This window comes from Actinacidiphila oryziradicis (assembly GCF_005047355.1).
Taxonomy (GTDB): Bacteria; Actinomycetota; Actinomycetes; order Streptomycetales; family Streptomycetaceae; genus Actinacidiphila; species Actinacidiphila oryziradicis.
This window is the reverse complement of the sequence record NZ_SUMC01000035.1, coordinates 62,428-83,741: the sequence shown is the minus strand read 5'-3', so window position 1 is coordinate 83,741 and position 21,314 is coordinate 62,428. Positions and strand designations below refer to the sequence as shown.

17 protein-coding genes are annotated in these 21,314 nt (G+C 70.9%); 2 read left to right on the top strand and 15 right to left on the bottom strand.

Annotated elements, in window-relative coordinates:
- Positions 1 to 118 precede the first annotated feature (118 nt).
- From FCI23_RS30480 to FCI23_RS30425, 12 genes are all read right to left on the bottom strand, one after another.
- Positions 119 to 883, bottom strand: coding sequence for a nucleoside phosphorylase (locus FCI23_RS30480; RefSeq protein WP_136727166.1), 765 nt, complete (start codon positions 881 to 883; stop codon positions 119 to 121).
- Positions 884 to 1,106: 223 nt separating this feature from the next.
- Complete coding sequence (locus FCI23_RS30475; protein ID WP_136727165.1) at positions 1,107 to 1,523, bottom strand: PIN domain nuclease; 417 nt, start codon at positions 1,521 to 1,523, stop codon at positions 1,107 to 1,109.
- Positions 1,520 to 1,753 (bottom strand): type II toxin-antitoxin system VapB family antitoxin, encoded by a 234-nt coding sequence (locus FCI23_RS30470; protein ID WP_136727164.1) that lies wholly within the window; start codon positions 1,751 to 1,753, stop codon positions 1,520 to 1,522. Before FCI23_RS30470 ends, FCI23_RS30475 begins: the two co-directional genes overlap by 4 nt.
- Positions 1,754 to 1,925: 172 nt before the next feature.
- Entirely contained in the window at positions 1,926 to 3,215 is a 1,290-nt protein-coding gene (locus FCI23_RS56805; protein WP_169317004.1) for a glycosyltransferase, read from the bottom strand.
- Between the two features lie 398 nt (positions 3,216 to 3,613).
- Complete coding sequence (locus FCI23_RS30460) at positions 3,614 to 4,456, bottom strand: hypothetical protein (RefSeq protein WP_136727163.1); 843 nt, start codon at positions 4,454 to 4,456, stop codon at positions 3,614 to 3,616.
- A gap of 121 nt (positions 4,457 to 4,577) precedes the next feature.
- On the bottom strand, positions 4,578 to 4,769 hold the full coding sequence (locus tag FCI23_RS30455) for a DUF4236 domain-containing protein (RefSeq protein WP_136727162.1): 192 nt from the start codon (positions 4,767 to 4,769) through the stop codon (positions 4,578 to 4,580).
- A gap of 141 nt (positions 4,770 to 4,910) precedes the next feature.
- Positions 4,911 to 9,851 carry a DNA repair ATPase gene (locus FCI23_RS30450; protein WP_136727161.1) on the bottom strand — a complete coding sequence of 1,647 codons (4,941 nt, stop codon included), beginning with the start codon at positions 9,849 to 9,851 and terminating at the stop codon, positions 4,911 to 4,913.
- Positions 9,851 to 11,863 carry a flotillin family protein gene (locus tag FCI23_RS30445; RefSeq protein ID WP_136727160.1) on the bottom strand — a complete coding sequence of 671 codons (2,013 nt, stop codon included), beginning with the start codon at positions 11,861 to 11,863 and terminating at the stop codon, positions 9,851 to 9,853. The genes FCI23_RS30450 and FCI23_RS30445 overlap by 1 nt, the downstream gene beginning before the upstream one ends.
- 75 nt (positions 11,864 to 11,938) lie before the next feature.
- On the bottom strand, positions 11,939 to 12,595 hold the full coding sequence (locus FCI23_RS30440) for a hypothetical protein (protein ID WP_136727159.1): 657 nt from the start codon (positions 12,593 to 12,595) through the stop codon (positions 11,939 to 11,941).
- A gap of 221 nt (positions 12,596 to 12,816) precedes the next feature.
- Complete coding sequence (locus FCI23_RS30435) at positions 12,817 to 13,917, bottom strand: PucR family transcriptional regulator (RefSeq protein WP_407646047.1); 1,101 nt, start codon at positions 13,915 to 13,917, stop codon at positions 12,817 to 12,819.
- 130 nt (positions 13,918 to 14,047) lie between these two features.
- The gene (locus tag FCI23_RS64645; protein WP_246144202.1) at positions 14,048 to 14,530 is read right to left on the bottom strand and encodes a hypothetical protein; all 483 of its coding nucleotides are present in this window, start codon (positions 14,528 to 14,530) and stop codon (positions 14,048 to 14,050) included.
- Positions 14,531 to 14,600: 70 nt separating this feature from the next.
- A complete protein-coding gene (locus FCI23_RS30425; RefSeq protein ID WP_136727157.1) occupies positions 14,601 to 15,611 on the bottom strand; it encodes a questin oxidase family protein in 1,011 nt (336 codons plus the stop codon).
- A 204-nt stretch (positions 15,612 to 15,815) separates the two neighbouring features.
- Here FCI23_RS30425 and FCI23_RS30420 point away from each other — a divergent pair, with 204 nt between their 5' ends.
- Together FCI23_RS30420 and FCI23_RS30415 are read left to right on the top strand one after the other, a co-directional pair.
- Positions 15,816 to 16,685, top strand: coding sequence for an RNA polymerase sigma factor SigF (locus tag FCI23_RS30420; RefSeq protein ID WP_246144210.1), 870 nt, complete (start codon positions 15,816 to 15,818; stop codon positions 16,683 to 16,685).
- A 325-nt stretch (positions 16,686 to 17,010) separates the two neighbouring features.
- Positions 17,011 to 17,397, top strand: coding sequence for an STAS domain-containing protein (locus FCI23_RS30415; protein WP_136727156.1), 387 nt, complete (start codon positions 17,011 to 17,013; stop codon positions 17,395 to 17,397).
- Positions 17,398 to 17,420: 23 nt separating this feature from the next.
- Here the strand turns inward: FCI23_RS30415 and FCI23_RS30410 are convergent, their stop codons facing one another.
- The 3 genes from FCI23_RS30410 to tkt all read right to left on the bottom strand — a co-directional run bounded on the left by FCI23_RS30410 (position 17,421) and on the right by tkt (position 21,240).
- On the bottom strand, positions 17,421 to 18,383 hold the full coding sequence (locus tag FCI23_RS30410; RefSeq protein WP_246144200.1) for a sensor histidine kinase: 963 nt from the start codon (positions 18,381 to 18,383) through the stop codon (positions 17,421 to 17,423).
- A gap of 35 nt (positions 18,384 to 18,418) precedes the next feature.
- Positions 18,419 to 18,961: an ATP-binding protein gene (locus FCI23_RS30405; protein WP_246144198.1), complete on the bottom strand. Its 543-nt coding sequence runs from the start codon at positions 18,959 to 18,961 to the stop codon at positions 18,419 to 18,421.
- A 107-nt stretch (positions 18,962 to 19,068) separates the two neighbouring features.
- Entirely contained in the window at positions 19,069 to 21,240 is a 2,172-nt protein-coding gene (tkt, locus tag FCI23_RS30400) for a transketolase (RefSeq protein ID WP_136727154.1), read from the bottom strand.
- Positions 21,241 to 21,314 lie beyond the last annotated feature (74 nt).

Below are 21,314 nucleotides of genomic sequence, written 5' to 3'. Positions count from 1 at the left end.
GCGCTACTGAGTCAGCAAAGCACGCACTGTCCTCACCGCTGCCCGTACCGGCCGTACCGAGCGGACGGTCGGGGGCGGAGCAGACCGCCGGTGACAGGCAGACCGCCGCGCGCTGAGGTCAGGCGTGGATCCGCAGAGCGGCGTCAAGGGCCACCCGGATGCTGTGCCGCCAGCCGTCGTGCAGGCGGGCGTTCGACTCGTCATAGACGCTGGCCCCCGCTACGAGGTTGGAGGAGCAGGCACAGATCATGGCGGCCCGCAGGCCGCGCTGCCGGGCGACGACATACAAGGCGGAGGCCTCCATCTCGACGTTCGTCAGGCCGAGGCGGCTCAGCTCATCGATGAACGCCGGGGTCTCGGCGTAGAAGGCGTCATCGGTGGCGTTGATCCCCGAGTGCACCGCGAATCCGGCCTCCGGCGCCAGCTCGCGGGCCACGTCCTCCAGCGCGATGGTCAGCCGCAGATCGGGGACGGCAGGGTAGCCCCTGGGCACATAGGCGTCGCTGGTCCCGTCATTGCGCAGGGCGCCATGGCTGATCAGCAGGTCCCCGGGGCCGATGTGCGGTTGCAGGGCCGCGCTGCTGCCCACCCGTATGAACGTGTTGACCCCGCACCGGGCCAGCTCCTCCACCGCGATGGCGGTGGAGGGGCACCCCATGCCCGTGGAGGTGGCACTGACCCGGAGCCCCTGGTAATAGCCGGTGACGGTGCGGTGTTCGCGGCGGTGCGCCACTTCCGTGACATCGTCGAGGAACTCGGCGATCAGGGCGACCCGGAAAGGGTCACCCGGCAGCAGCGCGATCTCACCGACCTCCCCGGGTGCCACACCGATGTGGTACTGCCGGGCACTCGTACCGACGGCTGACTTGTCGACGACGGACATGATGGTCCTCTCCTTGAGCCATGGGATGGGCGTGGGCCGGTTCGTGCCTTCGTGGCGACAGGTGCTCTCGCTGTTCCTGTTCGCAACGTTGTCGCTGACGTTGGCCGTGGGCATCGCGTACGCGTACACCGGCATACCGGCCTGCGCACCGGAGCACCGGCGACCTCACCGGGTGCTGCGGGCGCCCGGCACTGACGGTCACCCGCGGCGGTTTGCCCGCCGACTACCGGTCGGCGGTGCCGGGTTCGACCACCCAGCGCATGGTCTGCCCCGTGATCTCGCGGATCATGTCGAAGTCGCCGTCGTAGTGCAGGACCGTCAAGCCTCGCCGCCCCGCGATAGCGGCGATCAGCACGTCGGAGAGTGAGAGAGCCCGGTGGAAGCCCCGGCGCAGCGCCTCACGCTGGAGCCACAGGGCCCGTTCGTGTTCCTCATCGTTACAGGGGACATAGTCGAAGCCACGGAGGCTGAGGCGGGTACGGGACGCGTCCTGCTTGGTGCGCGCGCTGTAGACCATCCCGTACTCGACGACCGCGCAAGTGACCAGGAGACCACGGTCGTTCAGGTCGTCCAGCACTTCCCCCGCCCCTGGCTGTCCCCAGCGGGCAAGGGCTGACTTGTCCGCGAGAAAGACACTCACGCAGCGCTCTCCCGGTCCCGGGGACGGGTTCCGACTGGGCCGGTATTATCGACGATCTCATTGAAGTCGAGCTCCCCAGACTTCACAGCGTCGGCGAACTCCTGACGCAAACGCCGTTTGACGGCATCCTCCATGGCGGCACGTACGGCTGCCGCTTTTGTCTTGGCACCGTACAGCCGCATGGCTTCCTCAACGATCTCGTCATCGAGATCGATAACAGTACGAGACATGACCTCTCCCTCTAAGTGTGACACTGAAACGATATCGCTATGCGCACACATGATGGCATCGTTTTAGGTCGTGCCATCCGGGTCGCCCTCGCCCCCAGGTGAGGGGGGCTGGTTCACCGTCCGGCGCAGCGGCGGCCCCTTCGCCGGTGCTCGGCTCAGTCGCGGTCAACGGTCAGCCGCGAGGTTCACAAGCCGGCTTGTGGACGGCGCGTCCCTTCCAGGTGCGCAAACCGCGCCGGTCGAGCCAGTGCGAGTAGAAGAACAGCCCTACCGCCAGTGCGACGGAGACCGGGTGCGCGAGCGCGTCCGGCCACGTGCGGTCACCGCACGCCCGTGCGGTGATCCAGCGCCCGGCGACTGCGGCCAGGTATCCGCACAGTCCGGTCAGCGAGCCGAAGCAGGCGGCCACCGGCGGCAGTACGTAGCAGAACAGCAGGGCCATCAAGGCGAGGAGGCCCACGGGCAGCGGGGCTGCCGTACACATCGACTTGGCATAGCCTTCGGCGATTTCCCTCCACCCCGTGTACATCCGGCAGTCGGCCAGTCTCGCCCCGTCGACGCACACCAGGCGGCCTCCGGCCCGTCCGACCGCACGCGCGATGGCCCAGTCCTCCAGCACCTGGTCCCGTACCCCCGCGTGCCCCCCGCCGTGCTCGTACGCCGTGCGGTCGAACACCAGCAATTGCCCCTCGGCGCTGGCCATTGCGCCCCAGCCGGGACGTTGCATGGCCCGCATCGGGAACAGGGTCAGCCATGTCCATCCGAGCAGGGGCTGGCACAAGCGCTCTGCGGGTGTCACCGCCAGCATGCGGAGATGGGTGGAGAGCACCCCGGCATGGCTGTCGCGAGCCAGATGGGCCAGCGAGGCGAGTGCATGAGGTGCCAGTACGACGTCGGCGTCGACGAAGACCAGCAGGCGCGCCGCCGGGTCGGCTCTGTCCGCGAGCTGCTGGCAAGCGTGCGGCTTCCCCAGCCAGCCCGGCGGCAGTGGCGCGCCCGACAGGATCCGGACGGTGGCGTCGGCCCGGTAGCGAGCCCGGCCCTGAACCGGGTCCGGAGTGTGGCCCAGGTCCGGGTCCGGGTCCGGGGTCGCGGCCGGGTCCGGGTCCGGGGTCGCGGCCGGGTCCGGGGTCGCGGCCGGTGTGGGGGCTTGGGCCGTGCAGTCGTCCACGATTGCCCCGTTTGCGCGGGCCACGTCTCGCACCACCTCGGCGGTGCCGTCCGTCGACCCGTCGTCGAGCACGGTGATCTCCATCCGGGGCACACCGCGCTGGGCCAGCAGCGAACGCAGCAAAGGGCCGATCCGGTCCGCCTCGTTTCTGGCCGGTACCAGGACGGCCACCGCCTCACCGACGTCCGGCGGGGACATCCGCGGGGTGCGGCGGCCCCAGCGGGCGTTGACCGCAGAGTGCGCGGACAACAGCGCACAGCCCCACGCGGCCCAGGTGACCGGATCCGTCATCGCGCGGCCGGGCGATGACCGTGGTGACGGCGGGGCTTGCGGCCCGGCCGCAGCGGCATCGACACCCGCTCGCCCGCCCGCGCCGTGGCAGCGCCCGCGGCACCGGCGGAGGCCGCGGCCTCCGCCGAGGCTGCAGGCATCAGCCCGTCCACGACAGCCGCAGGGGCAAGGCCCCGAATTTCATACCGAACCGCTGCACGCATGGTCGCCTTCTGAGAGCCGCCGAGTGAGGGAAGAGTCCCAGGAGTAGCGGCTTCCGAAGTCGTCGGCGCCAGGTAACGGCAGCCGGTCACCCGGTTGAGGGCATTGGTCATACCGGGTGAACGATGCGTCCCGCTCCCGACACCAACAACGACAGGATCGCCATGGTCGGCGCATGGCCGCAGCCGGGACCGCCGTCAGCGAGCGGTGGCGCCTGCACTGCCCACGGCGCCGCCGACGGACGGCGCGGACGAGACCGGAGCGCTGGAACCGTGAGTAGTCGGAGTGGGGGTGGGTTTGGAACTGGGAGTGGAACTGACACTGCTGCCCGGCGCCCCGCTCACGTCCGGTGCGGCAGAGCTTCCCGTCTGCGGCGTCGCATCGCTGGATGACGCGTCCGGGGTGGGTGTCGGGCTGGTGGAAGGGCCCGGGGTGCCGGCCGAGCCACCGCCCAGCGAGGTTCCCTTGCCCGGCTCGTTCTTGACCACGGCCGCTACCGGCTTGCCGGCGATCACCTCCACCGCGGTCACCGTGGCCATCGCCAGGGCGAACACCAGGCCCGTCGTCAGGGCGTACGTCTTCCAGCCCTTGGGTGTCCGGGCGGTGCGGCCCGGAGACGTGGCGACCGACTCCCCGTCCGTCCCGGCGTGCTCATCGTCCGGGCCGCCGGGCGCTAAGTGCGCCGCCGCGTCACCAGCCGGACCGTCCGCCGGCAGAGCGAACGCGGCCCGGGCGTCCGCGCGCTGTCTCGCCCGCTCCTCGCGCGTCGTTCTCGGCGCCACCGCCATTGCCACCGGCACCCGGCTACGGATTCCCTCGCCCGTCCGTCGGAAAGCGTGCTGGAAGACCGCCGCGCCGGTGGTCGCACTCGCACTGACCACGGCGGCGCCGATGATCGTCCCGTTCACTCCCAGCAGGGACGCCAGCACCGCGCCCACCACAGTCGCTAGCGAGCTCGCGACCACCTGCACGGCGCTGAGGTCGAGTACCTTCCGCTTCGGCTCTCTTTCCTCTTCTTCGGGTTTGTTGCGATCCGCCACAGATGCCCCTCGGTAGTCCTGGAACCGGCAGTTCAGCCGTTCGCCGACCTCGCACTATCCGCAGGAAATACGAGCTGTGATCGAGATCCGGGGACATTTCGAACGCCAAGCGCAAGGACCGTCAGTCCTCCCGGCGGGAACGACGTCGCCAGGAAAACGGACCGGGCAGGTTGACCGACTCGGTCCGCTCCCCGCGCGTGTTGACGGTGTAATGCCCGTGCTTTCCACCACTGGTGATGGACATCGAGCGCTTGTTGATGTTCAGGCGTACTCCCGGGAGGATCCGGAAGGATTTATGGAAGCCCAGAGGCATGTGAGACTCCTTCAGCGTTGGACGGTACGACGGACGCCTGCCCAGCTGACGGCGTTTCATTTGCGGCCGGTGACTGCGGATGGTGGCCTGCCGGCCGCGGCGCTGTCGCGCCCCCTGACGCGCGGACGGCACCGCGCCGGCTCATTCGGCCGACGCGGGCCCCCGGGCCGGATCCGCGCCGGACCGTCGGCGGTCCGTAAGATTTCGGGCGGAATCGGTACCCCGGTCATGGCGCACGGTTCGTATGTACGCGGCCTTGACCTCTTCCCAGCGGGTGGCCTGGACGGGGGTGAGGGTGCCACGGAGGGCGGCGAGTGCGAGGAGATTGGCCTCGGCTCCGGAGGCGAGGGTCTGTGCCTCGGCGCGGTAGTGGTCGTCGACGAGGGCCTGGAGTTCGGCGTCGTTCATGACGGGGACGATGCGCTCGGCGAGCTTGTTCAGGTTGCGGTAGGAGCCCTGGAGCTGGAAGGGCGGTTCGGTGCGGGAGGCGTCGGACCGGGCGGCGGAGGCGATGTAGGCGCGGTTGACGGCCAGCACCGTCCGCCGGGCGTGCAGCAGCTTGCCGAGGACCGCGAGGATCCGGTCGAGCTCGGCAGGCGGGTAGGGGTGAGCGAGCCGGTCGGCGCGGACGGAGTCGTCGCCGCCGGCGCGCCGGATGAGGAGTTCGAGGTCGCTGCGGTCGCGGGCGGCGAGCGGGGCGAGGACGGGGTTGGAGGTGAGGGCGTTCTCGATGAAGCTGAGGGCGAAGACCTCGTCGCGGCCGGTCAGGACGTCGCCGAGATTCCAGACGTCGGCGCGGTTGGCGAGCATGTCGGGGATCCGGAAGCGCTGCCCGGACTCGGTGTAAGGGTTGCCGGACATGACGACGGCGAAGCGCTTGCCCCGCAGGTCGCGGGTGCACGGCTCGCCGTCCTGGACGGCCTGGATGCGGCGCTGGGCGTCGCAGAGCGGGATGAACCGCTGCAGCAACTCGGGGGAGGCGTGCTGGATGTCGTCCAGGTGGAGCAGGACGTTGTTGCCCGCCGCCAGGGCGAAATTGATCTTCTCGATCTCCTGGCGGGCGGTGACGTTCGGCGCCTCGGCGGGGTCGAGGGACGTGACGGCCCGGCCCAGCGCCGGGCCGTTGACCGTGACCAGGAGCAGGCCGAGGCGGTCGGCGACGTATTCCACGAGGGTGGTCTTGCCGTAGCCCGGCGGGGAGATCAGCAGCAGGAGCCCGGAGTTGTCGGTGCGCTTGGCATCCCCGGCGGCGCCTATCTGGCGGGCCAGGCTGTCGCCGATGAGGGGGAGGTAGACCTCGTCCGACAGCCGGTTGCGTACGAAGGTGCTCATGGGGGCGGGCCGGTAGTCGTCCAGGCGCAGGCGGGCGCGCTCGCGCGCTGTCAGGTCGGCGCGCAGGCGCTGGTAGGCGCGGAAGGCGGGGACCCGGTCGGCGCGGAAGGCGGCGGTGCGGGCGAGGAACTCGTCCAGCCGGACGCGGAGAGCGCCGCCCCGGACCCGGGGGTGCTCGCCGAGCAGACCGTGGACCGTGGTGGTGAGGCCGGCGGCGCAGTGCCGGCGGGGCAGTCCGTCGCACAGCGAGAGGGCCACCGCTTCGGCGAGGTCGTCAGTGGCGGCCTGCTCGCCCGAGGCGTTGAGGAAGGAACCGAGCCAGGCTTCGGCGAGTTGGTGACGTGCTGTCAGGGACGCGATGTCGTCGGGGAGGGCGTGCAGGGCGGTGTCCAGGCCCTGCCCGCCGGTGGCGGACCGGAACTTCTCGGTCAGCGTGCGGGCGGTCGCGCTGGTGACGAAGGCGTACGGCGTCGCGGCGAGCTCCTCGAAGAGGTACTCCCCCGCCTGAGCGGTCCCCTCGGCGGCGAGGCCGGTGGTGTCCAGGAACGCCGTGACGCACCGGCTGATCTCACTGCCCAGCGCGTCAATGGCCGGTGCCGGGCCGAAAGCGGCGCGGGCCTGGGCCAGCGAGGCGGCGCGGGAAGACCAGGCGGTACGGGATGCCTCGTCGGCTCCGTACGCCCAGAACAGCTGGGCGGCGGCGCGGGCGGCAGCCGGGTAGCGCAGCAGCCCGGCGTCGGCGCGCAGACGGAGCAGGGCGCCGAGGACGGCGGTGGCGTCATGGTCGTGGACGCCGCGCTCGTAGCCCTCGTCGTGGCGGGCCTCGGCGGCGTGCCGGACCAGGCCGAGCAGCCGGTCCTCGGCGGCCGCCTCGTACAGGGCCTCCAGGGATCCGGCCTGCTCGGCCTCGGTTAGCAGGGAAGCGGCGAGGTACTCGGCCCGGCAGACCTCGGGAGTCTCGGAGGGGAGGTGCTGGTCCCAGTACGGGCGGGTGGCCTCGAACCGCGGGTCGCGGACCGGTGAGCGGTAGTCGGTGCCGGTGAGGGCGAAGGCCATCCGGCGCTGGTGGGGTGTGAGGACAAGCTCGGCCCGCTGCGTGGTGACGGCGAAGCGGTGGCGGCCGAGCCGGATGGTGCCGCCGTCGTCCGCGTAGAGGTCGAGGCGGTCGCGCAGTGTGCGGGCGGCTTCCTGGCGGGCGGCCCGGACCCGGCCGGTCAGCTCCTCCGCCCGCACCGGGTCACCGAGGCCGCGAAGTTCGTCGGCGGACCGGCGGATCTTGATGACCATGGGGTCGGTGGCGAAGTAGGTGTTGACCTCGTCCAGGGTGTTCAGCGTGGCGAGGCGGCGGCGGACGCTGTCCAGGACGCGGGTGGCGGAGTCGGCGAGGCGGTCTGCACGGCGGGCCCGCTCGTCGAGCAGGGACTGCTTGCGGGCGGCGAACGCGTCGTGGACCTCGGTACGCCTGGCGGCCAGTTCGGCCGTGAAGTCGTCGAACTCCCCAAAACGGGCTTCCAGGTCCTCGGTCCGGGCCAGGAGGAGGGCCAGCTGGTCCTCACACGCCTCCGGGGTGTCGGCGGCGGCGAGTGCGGCGGTGACGGCCTGGCCCAGCAGGGCCGATTCGGCGGCGAACGCGGCCCTCCCCTCCTGGCCGAGCAGTTCCGCGCGGCGGACGGCGAGGGTGGCGCGGGCCCGGTTGACGCCGGCGAGCACGGTGCCGATGCGCTCCAGGATCGCGGTGCGGACGGTCGCGTCGGCGAGCTCAAGGCCGAGATCCAGGCCGGTCGCGACCTCGGTGACGACCCGCAGACCCTCGGCCTGTTCCGCCAGCCGGTCCGCGACGGGGGCGGCCTCGGCGGTGGTACCAATGGCCCCGGCCTCGGCGGCCAGCCGCTCGGCCTCCTGCTGGTAGCCGGTGAACGCGTCGTCGCGGGCCAGGAACTCCACTGCCCGCCGGGCCGCGTCGGCCAGACCGTCCTCCAGCTCGGCGGCGAGCCGGTCGATCCGCCCGGCGTCGGCGTAGCGCAGCTCCCGCAGTGATTCCAGGCGGCCCTGGGCCCGGCGGAGTCCGGTGAGCTGTTGCACCCAGGCGTCGGCGGTCGCCTGCGCCTCGCCCCGGACGCGGCGCAGCAGGGAGGTGATGCGTACGGCGGCCTCGTCGAGGGCCTCGGTGGCACCGGCGGTGAGCGCGGCGACCGCCTCGAACTCCGCCAGCATCTGCCCGACGGTGGTACGGACCTCGGCCAGCGGCTCGTGCAGGGCGCCGCATCCGGGGTCGGCGAGCCAGTGGTGGAGGCCGGTGATCCGGTCGCAGGCGGCGGCGACTGCCTCGTACACCGGGGCCGCCGGAATCATCTCGTCCACCATGCGGGCGGCCGACAGGCAGTCGGCGACGGCACGGACGAGGTCGGCGTTGCCGACGCGGGCCAGCGGTCCGGTGCCGGCCGACCGCGCGGCGGCTCTATCGGCGGCGTAGGTGTCCGTGACGTACGGGGTGTGCCAGATCTGCGCCGGGTGGACGCGGGCCGGCTCGTCGGCCGGGGCGCGGAGCAGCACCAGGGTGCCGTCGTCGAAGAGCGCGTAGCCGTGGCAGGTAAGCGGGTTGGCGACCTCCTCGCGGATGAGGTTGTACGGCAGGAGCAGGGTGCGGCCCTCGGCGCGGGCGTGGAAGGCGTAGAGCACGTCCTCGCCGTTCGGTGAGCGGATGACGCGCTCGAATTCCAGGCCGGCGGTGTCGGCGTCGAAGATCTTCACTGCTCCGGTGGCCAGGTAGTAGCCGCCGGGAAAGATGACTCCCTGGTCGTCGGGCAGGCGCAGACAGGCCTGTCCGATGCCGTCGAGGCGTACGACCTCGCGGGTGCGGGTGTTGACGACCAGGTGCCGCCAGTCCCTCTCGTTGTACGGGCGGATCCGCAGCAGGATCAGCGCCCCGGCGCGGGCGTGCGCGATGTCGGCGTCGGCCAGGGACTGCAGGGGATCGTCGACCGGCTCGGAGTAGATGCCCGAGGCCGTCCCGGTGTCGTTCTCGGCCTTGACGGTGAGGGTGCCGCCGGTCGTGGCGACGAACGCCTCGCCCGGCTTGCCTGACTCACCGCCGATGGCGATGTGCGGGTGACGGCCCGGGACATGGTCCTCGCGAGTGGTGTCCGTCCAGGCGATGTCGTGCGCGGGCGGGAGGACATGCTCACGCTCGCCGTGCGCGTCGAGGTACGAGACCGTGCCGTCGGAGGCGATCCGCCAGCGCAGGACCCGGATATCGGCCGGCGCCGGACCGGTCTGGAAGACCGCCAGCAATGTGGCGTCCAGCCGGCGCAGTCTCAGCAGCCGGGCGTCACGGTAGTAGCGGTACAGCTCGTCGAGGTCGTGCCGGAAGCGCGGCTCGTCCAGCAGCCCGGGGACGGCGTCGGCGCCGAGGGCTTCCAGGCGGAGGCGGGGCGCGTCGGCGTTGCTTTCGCCGTCGCCGTCGCCGTCGCCGTGTTCGAGGCCGTACAGGGAGAGGACACCCTTCGCGGCACCGGAACCGTTCGCGCCGAACAGCAGGCTGCCGCCGACGGCGACGATGTCACGCGGCACGCTGCTCTCGCCGGTACGGATCCGGCTGGTGCCGGCTAGCTTCAGCTCGGCACCGCCGAACGCCTCCAGCCGCCGGGTGTTCAGGGCCTGGGCCCGCTCGGCCAGTTCGCCGGCCGCCGCGACCAGGCGGGTGCGCAGCACCTCGTACGTACCGGCTTCCAGCCCGGTGGCATCACTCATCAGGCGCGCCGCGCGCCGTTCAGCGCGGCGATCGGCGCTTCGGCGAGGCCGAGGTTCTGGGCGGCGTCCAGCAGTTGCTGAAACTGGACCGCCTGGGCACCGCCCGCCTTGATGAACTTCATCAGCAGCGCGGACACCGTCATATTCCGCACATCGGCGTTGCTCACCGGGCCCAGGACCCGCGTCAGGTCGTCCGTGAAGCTCGCCTCGCCGCTCAGCCACGGCCCGGCGAGGGCCTTGGCTGTGTCGGAGTGCTCGACGAATCCGTCAACGCTCTTGCCAAGCGAGATGGCCCCGACGAGACGGTCGAGGAACATGCTCTCGCCGCCGACGATGTTGATGTCCGCGTTCTCCAGACCGGTGGCCAGCACCGTGGCCTGTGCCTCGGCGACCTGGCGCTGCACATCCAGGCCGGCCAGCCGGATCTCCTTCTCGGCCTCCAGCCGCAGCCGGTACTCCTCATGTCCGCGCGAGGCATCGTCCAGGGCCGCCATCGCTGCCGCCTTCTCCGTCAGACCGGCGGCCTCCGCCTTCAGCTTCTCGCCGACGGACAGCGCGGCGACCAGCGCCTTCTCGCGCTGTACGGCGGCCTCGGCGAGACCGACCTTCTCGATCGCCTCGGCACTGCGCTCCCGTACCTCGACCTCCGCCAGGCCTGCGGCAGCGGCCTCCGCCCGGATGCCCTCGGCGAGCCGGATCTTGGCCTGGGCGTCCAGCTCGGAGGCCTGGTTACGGGCCTGGGCCATGGTCATGGACTCGCGGGCGCGGTGGTGGGCGGCGGCCTCCGCCGCCTCCGCCGCCTTGATGTCCTTGACCAGCTTCTCCTGCGCCTCCGCCTCGGCGTGGATGACGACCGACTGCCGATTGCGCTCGGCCTCCTCCACCACCCGCAGCTTCTTGATGCTCTCCTCCTGCTCGGCGACCGTACGGTCCACCGCGATCCGCTCGCGGACCACATCGGCGACCTCACGGCGCTCCGCCTCGACCTCCTTGTCCTTGGAGATCCGGGACAACTCGGTCGCCCGCTCACGGGCGATGACCTCCAGCAGACGGTCCTTCTCTATCCGCTCGGACTCGACGGCGATGACCCGCTCGCGGTTCTTCTGCGCGACAGCGACCTCGCGGGCCTGGTTCTCGCGCTGGACGCCGAGATGCTCCTCGGTACGGAGGAACGCGGACTGCGCTCCCAGCCGTTCTTCCTCCTGCACCCGGGCGGTGGCCGATTCCTCCTTGGCCCGGAGCGTCTCCACCTCGCGGCGCTGCCGGATCTCGGCCTCGGCCTGCCGCCGCTCCAGTTCCAGGATCGTCTCGCGGGCGTCGACGTTCTGGCGGGTGATCTCCTTCTGCTCGGTGCGCTGGTACTCGTTGGTCCGTACGTGCTCGATCGCGGTCAGCTCGGTGATCTTCCGGATGCCCTGCGCGTCCAGGATGTTGGCCGAGTCGAGCTGGGTCATCGGGGTCTGCTCAAGGAAGTCGATCGCGGCGTCGTCGAGGTGGTAGCCGTTGAGGTCGGTGCCGATGACGGCGATGATCCGGTCCCGGAACTCCTCGCGCTTGGTGTAGAGGTCGATGAAGTCCAGCTGCTTGCCGACGGTCTTGAGCGCCTCGGAGAACTTGGCGGCGAAGAAGGCCTGGATCTCCAGCTGGCTGCTGGCCCGTTCGGTGCCGATGGACTGGGCGACCTTGACGACGTCCTCGACGGTCTTGTTGACCCGCACGAAGAAGTTGATGTGGATGTCGGCGCGGATGTTGTCCCGGCAGATCAGGCCCTCGCGGCCGGTGCGGCGGATCTCGACGGTCTTCACCGAGATGTCCATGAACTCGGCCTTGTGCACCACCGGCAGGACGACGGCCCCGGTGAAGGTGACATCCACCCTCTTCGTCTTGGAGATGATCAGCGCCTTGCCCTGCTCCACCTTGCGGAACATACGGCCGACGAGAAGCAGCGAACCCAGGAGCACTAGCAGTACGACGCCGACGAGCACGCCGGCCCCGATAGTGATGGCATCCATCAGCAGTCCTTGAGGTGGGTGAACGGGCCCCGAACGGCCCTGAAAAGGCGTTGAGTCACATTGAGTCACATTGATTTACACGGCCGGGCGGTGCGGGTCGAGCGCACTGTCATAGGGCGCGACCCGGAAGAACTCGCCGTCGGCGTCGTAGTCGAAGATCAGAGCGGTGCTGCCCGCGGTCAGCCCCTCGTCGGCGGGCCCGGTCCGGACCTGTACGACGGCGGACGAGCCGTCGTCGGCGGTGACTTCGGCCTGGCCGAAGTCCGGCCCCACCCGGCCGGTGCGCACCACGCACACCCGGCCGACGAAGTCCCGGCGTGAGGGCGGCTGTCCCTGCGGCATCAGGCGGCGCAACGGCAGCAGCAGAAGCCGGGTGCCGGCCCAGCCGCACACCAGCGCGGCCGCCAGCACCACTGTGCCCAGCAACGGGCCGTCGGTCAGTACGGTGCCGACCAGGCTGACGAACCAGGCGATCGAGGTCAGCAGCGACACCGTGACGATGACCGGGACGCCGTCCAGCCCGAGCCCCGCCAAGAACCCGGTGAACCCCCCGTGACCGGCGCTGGTGCCGACGTCGGCGCTCTCTCCCCCGTGCCCCCCGTGCCCCCCGTGGAGGGCGCCGACGTGCATGCCACCGAGTAGTACGAGCCCCCAGTACCCGATGACCACCAGGAGCGCGAAGCTGAACAGAGCCGCCGGGTAACCCAGCGCCGCGTCGATGAAATCGCGCATCGCACTGCCCATCCCCCCTCGCGCTGTGGCGCCGATATCGGCGCCACAGCGATGGTGGCAGTGCGGGGTGTCTGCGCACATTGCCAGATCCCGGCAATCTTGCTGCGTTCTTGACAGCCTGCTAACGGTGCAACTTTTGCGAGGTGAGGCGGTCGCCGGGGCGGTCGCCAGGGCGCGAGCGACGGGCAGGCGATAGGCGGGCGACGGTCGGGCGACGGTCGCTACAGCGGCTGCGCGGGCCAGCCCAGCAGCCGGGCGCCCATCGCGGCGGTCTCCAGGGTGTAGCGGTGCAGCGCGTCCGCCGGGTCGTAGCCGGTCAGCATCTTGATCCGCTCCAGGCGGTACGTGAGGGTGCGTACGCCCAGACCGAGCCGCCGGGCGGCCTCGGCGTTGACGTAACCGGCATCGGCGTGGACGGCTATGGTCTCCAGCAACGGGCCGGCGCCGCCCCGCGCGTTGTTCAACGGGCCCAGGACGGTGCGCACCAGGTCGGCCATCGCCGCCCGGTCCCGCATCAGGACCGGGAAGACCAGCAGCTCGGCGGCGCGCAGCACGGGCGCCGCCAGCTCCAGCCGGTCGGCGAGGTCCAGCGCGCTCAGCGCCTCCTCGTACGACCGCACCACCCCGCTCGTGCCGGAGTGCCGCCGCCCCACCGCCACCCGCCGGGCCATCTGATACCCCGGCCCCGGCCGCAGAGCGAGCTCCGCGAAGGCGTCGAACACCGCCCGCTCACTGCCCGGTGCGATGCACACCAGCCGCCCGTCCTTGGTGGCCAGCAGCACATCACGCTCGCCGAACCGACCGGTCAGCCCGCGTTCGATCCGGCGCACCACCGGGTGCACATCGTCGTACGCCTCCTTGCCCCGGGCCACCGCCACCGCGTACCCGAGCCCCAGCCGCAGCCCGAACCGCTCGGCCCGCTCCGCCAGCCGGCCCAGATCGCTGCGGCCGTAGAGCAGGTCGTCGATGAACTCCCGCCGGGCCGCCTCCTCCTTGCGCACCAGCAACCGCTGCGCCCGCCCGTGCCCCTCGCCCACAGCGGCCACCGCCGCCTCCGTCGCCGCCAGCACCGCATCGCCAGCCCGCCGCACCTCCGCCGCGCTGCCCGCCTGCGCCACACCCGACAAGGTGCCCCAAACCCGGTGGGTGGCGCCGAGATAGAGCCCGACAATTTCCCGCAGGCCCTGCCCCATCTCGGCGGCATGCTCACCGACCTCCCGCAGCGCGTCCAACTCGGCCCGCCGCAGCCGCCGCCCAGTGGCCGAGACCTCATCGAGAATCGCCGGATAGCCGTCAAGAAACCCGTCCGGAACGCCCCCCACTGCCACCGTTCGCCCTCCAGCCGCACTGATTGCCGACTCCCGGCCGTCAGGACCGTATCAACAGCGCCTATTTCCCACCGACCGGGTGTCGGCCAGCCGCAGGCCTGGTCATTACTGCGGCGAGACCCAGTCAACCCGAGCGGCCAGCCACGTAAGGCACAGCCAAGCCAGACCCGCCAGCACCACCGCAACCACCGTGCCCAGCACCACGCCTTGCGTGCCGCGCCCCGTCCGACCACGCAGCGCGACGCGCGTCAGCGCCCAGGCTGCCGACGTGATCGCCGGAACCCCGACCAGCAGGCACGGCAGTTCCACATACAGCAGGCTCCAATCCCGCGGAGGCGCCCGGCTCACCCGTCCCTGACGGCGGCGTCTCGTCCCGCACCGCGACAAGGGGCGCACCTGCCGTCTCCGGTGTGATGGGGGTGCTGTCGAGCTCCACTCCGGCCGGGAGCAGGGCGTCATTGACCGCGTTGAGCACCGTGGCGGGGGCGCCGATGGTGCCGCCCTCGCCCGCGCCCTTGGCGCCGGTCTCGGTGAAGGCGCACGGCGTCTCCAGGTGGCGGATGGCGATGTCCGGGATCTCGTGGGCGGTGGGCACCTTGTAGTCCATGAAACTGGCCGCACCACCAGCACGGCCTCTTGGGCCCCGACCGGCCGGAGCGGCTGCGGGGGACTTCCCGTTATGTCATTGGTTCGCTGAGTTCGATCGCCCGCAGGGCGGCGGCGAGGGCTTGTTCGCTGCCGACGTCGAGTGCGGTGTCGGCGAACTTGATGACGTGTTCGTCCCCATGGGCGTGGGCGCGGTCGAAGACTTCCTCGGCCGTGATCCGGCCGGGTGCCCGGTAGGACATGGGGTCGTCGGGCGCGTACATCGCGGTGACCGCGGCGGACGCGGTCCAAGCCGCGTGCAGGCTCGGCACCCACAGGGAACGGGGGAGGGCGGGCAGGGCGCGCAGGATGGCGTTGGGGGCGGTGGCGGCGTGGACCAGCATGGTCGCGTTGCCGTGGCCGTGGGTGGCGTAGCGGTGGGTGGCGGCCCGGACCAGCTCTGCCAGGCGGGCCAGGGCCTGGTCGGGGTCGGTGGTGTCCGCCGCCCACCCCGGTATCCGCGCCACCTGTGCCAGCCGGGCCGGAAACCCTCCGCTGGGATCGGCGACGGGCGGCACGGCGTCCAGCGCGCCGGCAGCGTCGACGGCGCCGGGCACGGGGACCAGCCCGGTGACGGGACGGTGGCGGGCGGCCCAGTAACCCAGGCCGTGGGCAAGCTCGGCCAGGCGCGGGGCAGTTTCGCCCTGCTCGTTCAGGGTGCGCACGGCGTGGCCGACCCGGATCAGGGGATGGGTGGAGCCACCGTAGATGCCGGGCAGCAGCCGGGGCCACCACCGCGCGAGGAGCTCCCGCCAGGGGTGTTCGGCCGTCTCGCGGGTGAAGTGGTCGATCCAGTCGGCGGCCCGGCCGGGGTCGCCGAGAGCCGCACGCCAGCCCGCTTCCGTGACCGGTTCCCGGCGGGCGGGGAAGCTTTCCAGCTTGCTCTCGTAGAGATCCAGCCAGCGGTGGACCGCGTGGTCGTGCCCACGGGTGGTGAGCGCCTCCACCGCCATCGGGGCGTGGTTGCTCAGCCGCCCCAGCCGCTCGGGACCGGAGGCGTGCAGTCTTTCCAGGGCTTCGTCGAGTGCACCGGTATTGGCCATGTGCAGGACGCTAGTTGGGCGGACCGGCGGGCGTAACGGTCTGTGGGCGTAGGCCAGGACCTACGTCCGCAGTCCCGGTTGAACACGTCCCGTAAAGAATTTCGGTGTGGGGTCTGAGCGACTGGGTAGGCGGGGCCCAACGGACTCGTACTGTCGTTCCTGGGAGGGCAAATGGAGATGTCAGCATCCGCAGGTCGGGGCGGTATGGCTCCGGTGGTGGCTCTGCCGGCCGACGAACGCGATCTTGAGCGTGCCGGTGCGGTGGAGGAGCTGCCGTGGATCGAGGAGGCGGACAAGGTCGCGCCGAAGGATGCGCGGGCGTTGTCGAAGTTGTTCTTCGACCGGCTGCAGGTCCTTGAGGAAGGCACGCGGGAGCACCAGTACGCGCGCAACACCCTCATCGAGCTGAACATCTCCCTGGTCCGGTTCGCCGCAGGGCGGTACCGCAATCGCGCGGAGCAGATGGAGGACATCGTCCAGGTCGGCACGATCGGCCTGATCAAGGCCATCGACCGGTTCGACCTCTCCCGTGAGGTGGAGTTCACCACCTTCGCCGTCCCCTACATCGTCGGGGAGATCAAGCGGTTCTTCCGCGACACCAGCTGGGCGGTGCACGTGCCGCGCAGTCTGCAGGAGCGGCGTATCGAGCTGGCCAAGGCCCTGGACGCACTGTCCCAGACCCTGGACCGGGCACCCACCACCGCGGAACTCGCCGAGCACATGGGTCTGAGTCCCGAAGAGGTCACCGAGGGCATCGTGGCCGGCAACGGCTACACCGCGGGATCACTGGACCTGCCCACCGACAGCGACAACGACAGCGCCGGCAGCGCCACCTTCGTCGAGCGTCTCGGCGACGACGACCCCGGCATCGAGCACGTCGAGAACCTCCAGACCCTCAAGCCGCTCCTGGCCGAACTGCCCGAACGCGACCGCCAGATCCTCCAGATGCGCTTCGGTGCCGAAATGACCCAGTCCCAGATCGGCGCCGAGCTGGGCATCTCCCAAATGCACGTCTCCCGTCTCCTCAACCGCACCCTCGCTCGGCTGCGGCGACAGATGCTCGCACCGTCGTAGACCCCCGGATCCCGGCGCCAGGTTTGACGGCGCTGAACGGGGCAGACGTGAAGCGAGGCCGCTCGGGTACTCCCCCCCGCCCGGCGGCCGTAAGAGAGGGACCCCGGCATCCCCCCGCCGGGGTCCCCTCTCATGCGCAGGCTCCCGCCACTTCGGAGATGTCACCAGGTACCGGCTCCGTGCTCCCGCCATCCACCGCGTCCCGCTTCCGTATGTCTTCTCCACGAGGCAGATAGTTCTGTGCCGGAACCGAGGCAGTGCGGAACAGGGAATGATGGGCGGCGGCGGAGCACCGGAGTCCGGACGAGCACGAGGAGCGGTTTGCATGGTGATTCAGGGAGCTTCGGGCTACGGGAACGGGGACGCCGACGGGCAGCGCTTCTCCGTCTCGGTCCGCCCTGGCGTGGAGACCGTGGTTGTGGCGCTGAGTGGCGAGCTGGACCATGACACCGCCGCCCCGTTGCGCGATGCGTTGGAAGAGGCAGTGAGCAGCGGCGCGAGACGGGTGCTGGCGGACTGCACCGGTCTGTCGTTCTGTGACTCCACCGGCCTGAACGCGCTGCTACAGGCCCGGCTGGCCGCCGAGGGCACCGGCGCCAGGCTGGAGCTCGCCGCCTTGCAGCCGGTTGTGGCCCGGATGTTCCAGATCGCCGGTGCGGACGAGGTCTTCCGGACGTACGAGAGCCTCGACGAGGCGTTGGCCCAGGACTAGGCCCTCGCCCTGTCCGGCCGGGGTCACCCGTGGTGCGGCGGCACCGTCATGTGCAGCCGCAGGGTGAGTCCGGTAGCGGTGGCGCGGGTCTCGACGAGGTCACAGAGCTGGTGGATGAGCCACAGCCCTCGGCCGCCATTCGCTGATGCCGGACCCGGCCGGGCGCGACCGGCCAGCGGATCGGACAGCCGGCCGCTGTCCTGGATCTCGGCAATCGCGGCCCCGTTCTCGCTCCATAGGCGAAGCGTGCCGCAGCCACCGCCGTGGAGGATGGAATTGGCGGCGGCTTCGCCGGTGGCCAGTACGAAGTCGGAGATACGGACGGAGTCCAGGCCTGTCGTGGCGGCCCAGGCCTGGACCAGGTCACGGACCTCACCCAGCTGCCCCCTGCCGTAGTCGAATCTCTGCACCGGGACCGCGTCGGCCAGCGGAAGGTCGCATCGCGCTGACATCTCGGCAGGGTCGGTGTAGCAATCACTCGCGGTCGTCGTGCCGTTCTCGGTAAGGGCCGGGTGGGTCCGCCGCGCGTCCTCCACGACTTCCTTCGGAAGGCCCGCGAGGTCGTAGGGGCACAGGATCGTCGCCGCCTTGCCCTGGAAAGCGAGGTTGATGAGTGCCTCATGGCGGGTGGCCTCGGTGATCTCCGCGGGTGAACGGCCGGCCCAGATCGGTTCCACGACGATCTGAACGTGGCGTCCCGGGTGCTGAGCGGCGAATTCGCGCAGCCGGGAGAGGATCCGGCCGGGATTGCGGCCGAGTTCGGTCATGTCCGCGGACACGACGGAACCAAACGCCTCACCGACGCCGCGTCGCAGATCCTCCAGGCGGTCGCCCGGCACTGCGACCAGGGTCGGGGCCGACATCCGCAGGGCCGCGCGGACGAAGCCGCCGACCCCGTCCACGTACTCGTCCCGGCTTCCGTAGAACAACGCTGGGTGAACGAAGGGCGCAGCGGCCTGTCCGGGACGAATGTCGCTGTCGTTCACCTCTGTCGCTCCTCCCATGCGCGCTATGGAGGAAATTATCGCCTGTGCGCGCCTGGGCCGGGCACCGGACGTGGCAGGTCCCCGGCCGCCCGGGGTGTGTTGACCTCTAGCCATACTGTTTTTCCGTGTTCACGGGTAGCTGCCCCCCAGCGGTCGGCCAGAAGCCGGACGATGCGAAGGCCGAGTCCGCCGGGGAGTCCGGGCGACCTGGCCGGGCGTGGTCTGGGGGGGTTGGGGTTTCCGTCGGCCACTTCGATCCGCAGCACATCGGCCGTGGCGTCCAGTACGAGTTCCTGCGGGCCGCCCGCGTGCAGGCACGCGTTGGCCAGCAGTTCCGAGACGAGCAGAAGGACGTCATCGGCGAACGTCTGCGGACGCGGGGCCTCTGCGGTCATCCAGCGCCAGTCCAGCAACGCCTCCCTGGTGAAGAGGCGGCCGGCGGTAACCGGGCCGCGGGCGCCGGACAGGGGCAACCGGCGGCGCTGGCCCGCGGCCGGTAGCCCAGGCCGAGGCAGGGCGCCGTATTCGGCATGCGGACTCCTGCTGCTCATCTGGTTCACCGCCACGGATAGTTTCATACGCTGGATGCTGGCTGAAAAGGTGGCCCTGCCGGTCGTCTGCCCATCGGCCACCGGCGAACACCTCCCTCGCGTGACAGGTGGGTCACTGTCCGCGCTGCCGGCTGTCAACGACTGCGGGCAGCAGCGAGGCTGTCGCGGGCGGCCTGGGCCACGGCTTCGGGGGTGATGCCGAACTCGCGGTAGAGCGTCTTGTAGTCGGCAGAGGCACCGAAGTGCTCCAGGCTGACGATACGCCCGGCATCGCCCACTATGTCCCGCCATCCCTGACCCACGGCCGCCTCGACGCTGACCCGGGCCCGTACGGCCGGAGGCAGGACGTCGTCCCGGTAAGCCTCGGGCTGGGCGGCGAACCACTCCTGGCAGGGCATCGACACGACCCGGGCCGCGATGCCCTCCCCGCCGAGCAGGGCCGCGGCGTCGAGAGCGATCTGGACCTCCGAGCCGGTCCCGATCAGCAGCACATCGGGCCTGTCGGCCGTCCCCGCGTCGGAGAGGACGTAACCGCCGCGCGCGGCGCCTTCCGCCGGGGCACAGCCGCCCTCGCCTCGCGCCAGGACGGGCAGGTTCTGCCTGGTCAGAACCATGCCCGTGGGCCGGTCCCGGTGTTCGATCACGGTCCGCCAGCACACGGCCGTCTCGTTCGCGTCGCCGGGCCGGACGACATCCAGTCCGGGAATGGCCCGGAGCGCCGCCAGATGCTCCACGGGCTGGTGGGTGGGGCCGTCCTCGCCCAGGCCGATGGAGTCGTGCGTCCACACGTAGATGGCGGGCAGTTTCATGAGCGCCCCCAGCCGCACGGCGGGGCGCATGTAGTCGCTGAACGTCAGGAACGTTCCGCCGTAGGCGCGGGTGAGGCTCTGCAGGGCGATGCCGTTGAGGATCGCGCCCATGGCATGCTCACGCACGCCGAAGTGAAGGGTGCGCCCGTACGGGCCGCCCTTCCACTCCTTGGTCTGCCGGTCGGACGGTATGAAGGACGGCTCGCCCTCCATCGTGGTGTTGTTGCTCCCGGCGAGGTCGGCGGAGCCGCCCCACAGCTCCGGCAGGACGGGGGCCAGCGCGGTGAGGACCTCACCGGAGGCTTTCCTGGTCGCCATGCCCTTCGGGTCCGGGGAGAAGAAGGGGATGGCGTCGGCCCAGCCGTCGGGCAGTTCCGCGGCCCTCAGCCGGTCCAGCAAGGCGGCACGTTCGGGGTTGTTCTTGCGCCACTGCTGGTATTCGCGCTCCCAGAGTTGGTGCAGGCGGCGCCCGCGCTCCCGTGCCGCCCCGCGGGTGTGCGCGAGCACGTCCTCGCCGACGGCGAAGTCCTGGCCGGGGTCGAAGCCGAGCAGCTCCTTGGTGGCGGCGACCTCTTCCTCGCCGAGGGCAGCGCCGTGGGCCTTGCCGGTGTTCTGCTTGGTCGGTGCCGGCCAGCCGATGATCGTACGGAGGACGATCATCGACGGACGCGAGGTCTCGGCCTCGGCGGCGCGGACGGCGGCGAGAACCGCGTCGAGGTCCTCGACATACTTCCCCGTGCGGGTCCAGTCGACCTCCTCGACGTGCCAGCCGTAGGCGCGGTAGCGGGCCCCGACGTCCTCGCTGAAAGCGATGTCGGTGTCGTCCTCGATGGAGATGTGGTTCTGGTCGTAGAAGACGATCAGGTCGCCCAGGCGCTGGTGCCCCGCCAGGGAACTCGCCTCCGAGCTGACGCCCTCCATCATGTCCCCGTCGGAGGCGAGGACATAGACGCGGTGGTCGAAGGGGCTGCGACCGGGCGCCGCGTCGGGGTCGAGCAGGCCGCGTTCCCGGCGGGCGGCCATGGCCATGCCGACGGCGCTCGCCAGGCCCTGGCCCAGCGGCCCCGTGGTGATTTCGATCCCCCTCGTATGGCGGTACTCGGGGTGCCCCGGCGTGGCCGAGCCCCAGGTGCGCAGCGCCTCGAGGTCGGACAGCTCCAGACCGTAACCGGTCAGGTACAGCTGGATGTACTGGGTCAGCGAGGAGTGCCCGCAGGAGAGTACGAAACGGTCCCTTCCCAGCCACTGGTCGTCGTCCGGATCGTGCCGCAGGACCTGCTGGAACAGCAGGTGCGCGAGCGGCGCGAGGCTCATGGCGGTGCCGGGGTGGCCATTGCCGGTGCGCTGCACGGCGTCGGCCGCGAGCAGACGGGCCGTGTCGACGGCGCGAGCATCCAGCGGCGTCCAGCCCGCCTGGTCCGCGATCGGCGCAGCGAGTGACGGATCACGCCGCCGGTCGTGCTGCGGAACGTTCCGCAGAGAGTACTGGCTGGTCATGGACGCGCTCCCCTCTCGGTGAAGTGGTTTCTGTATGGCCTGCGGCTACCCCGCGACACCACCTGAAACCGTCC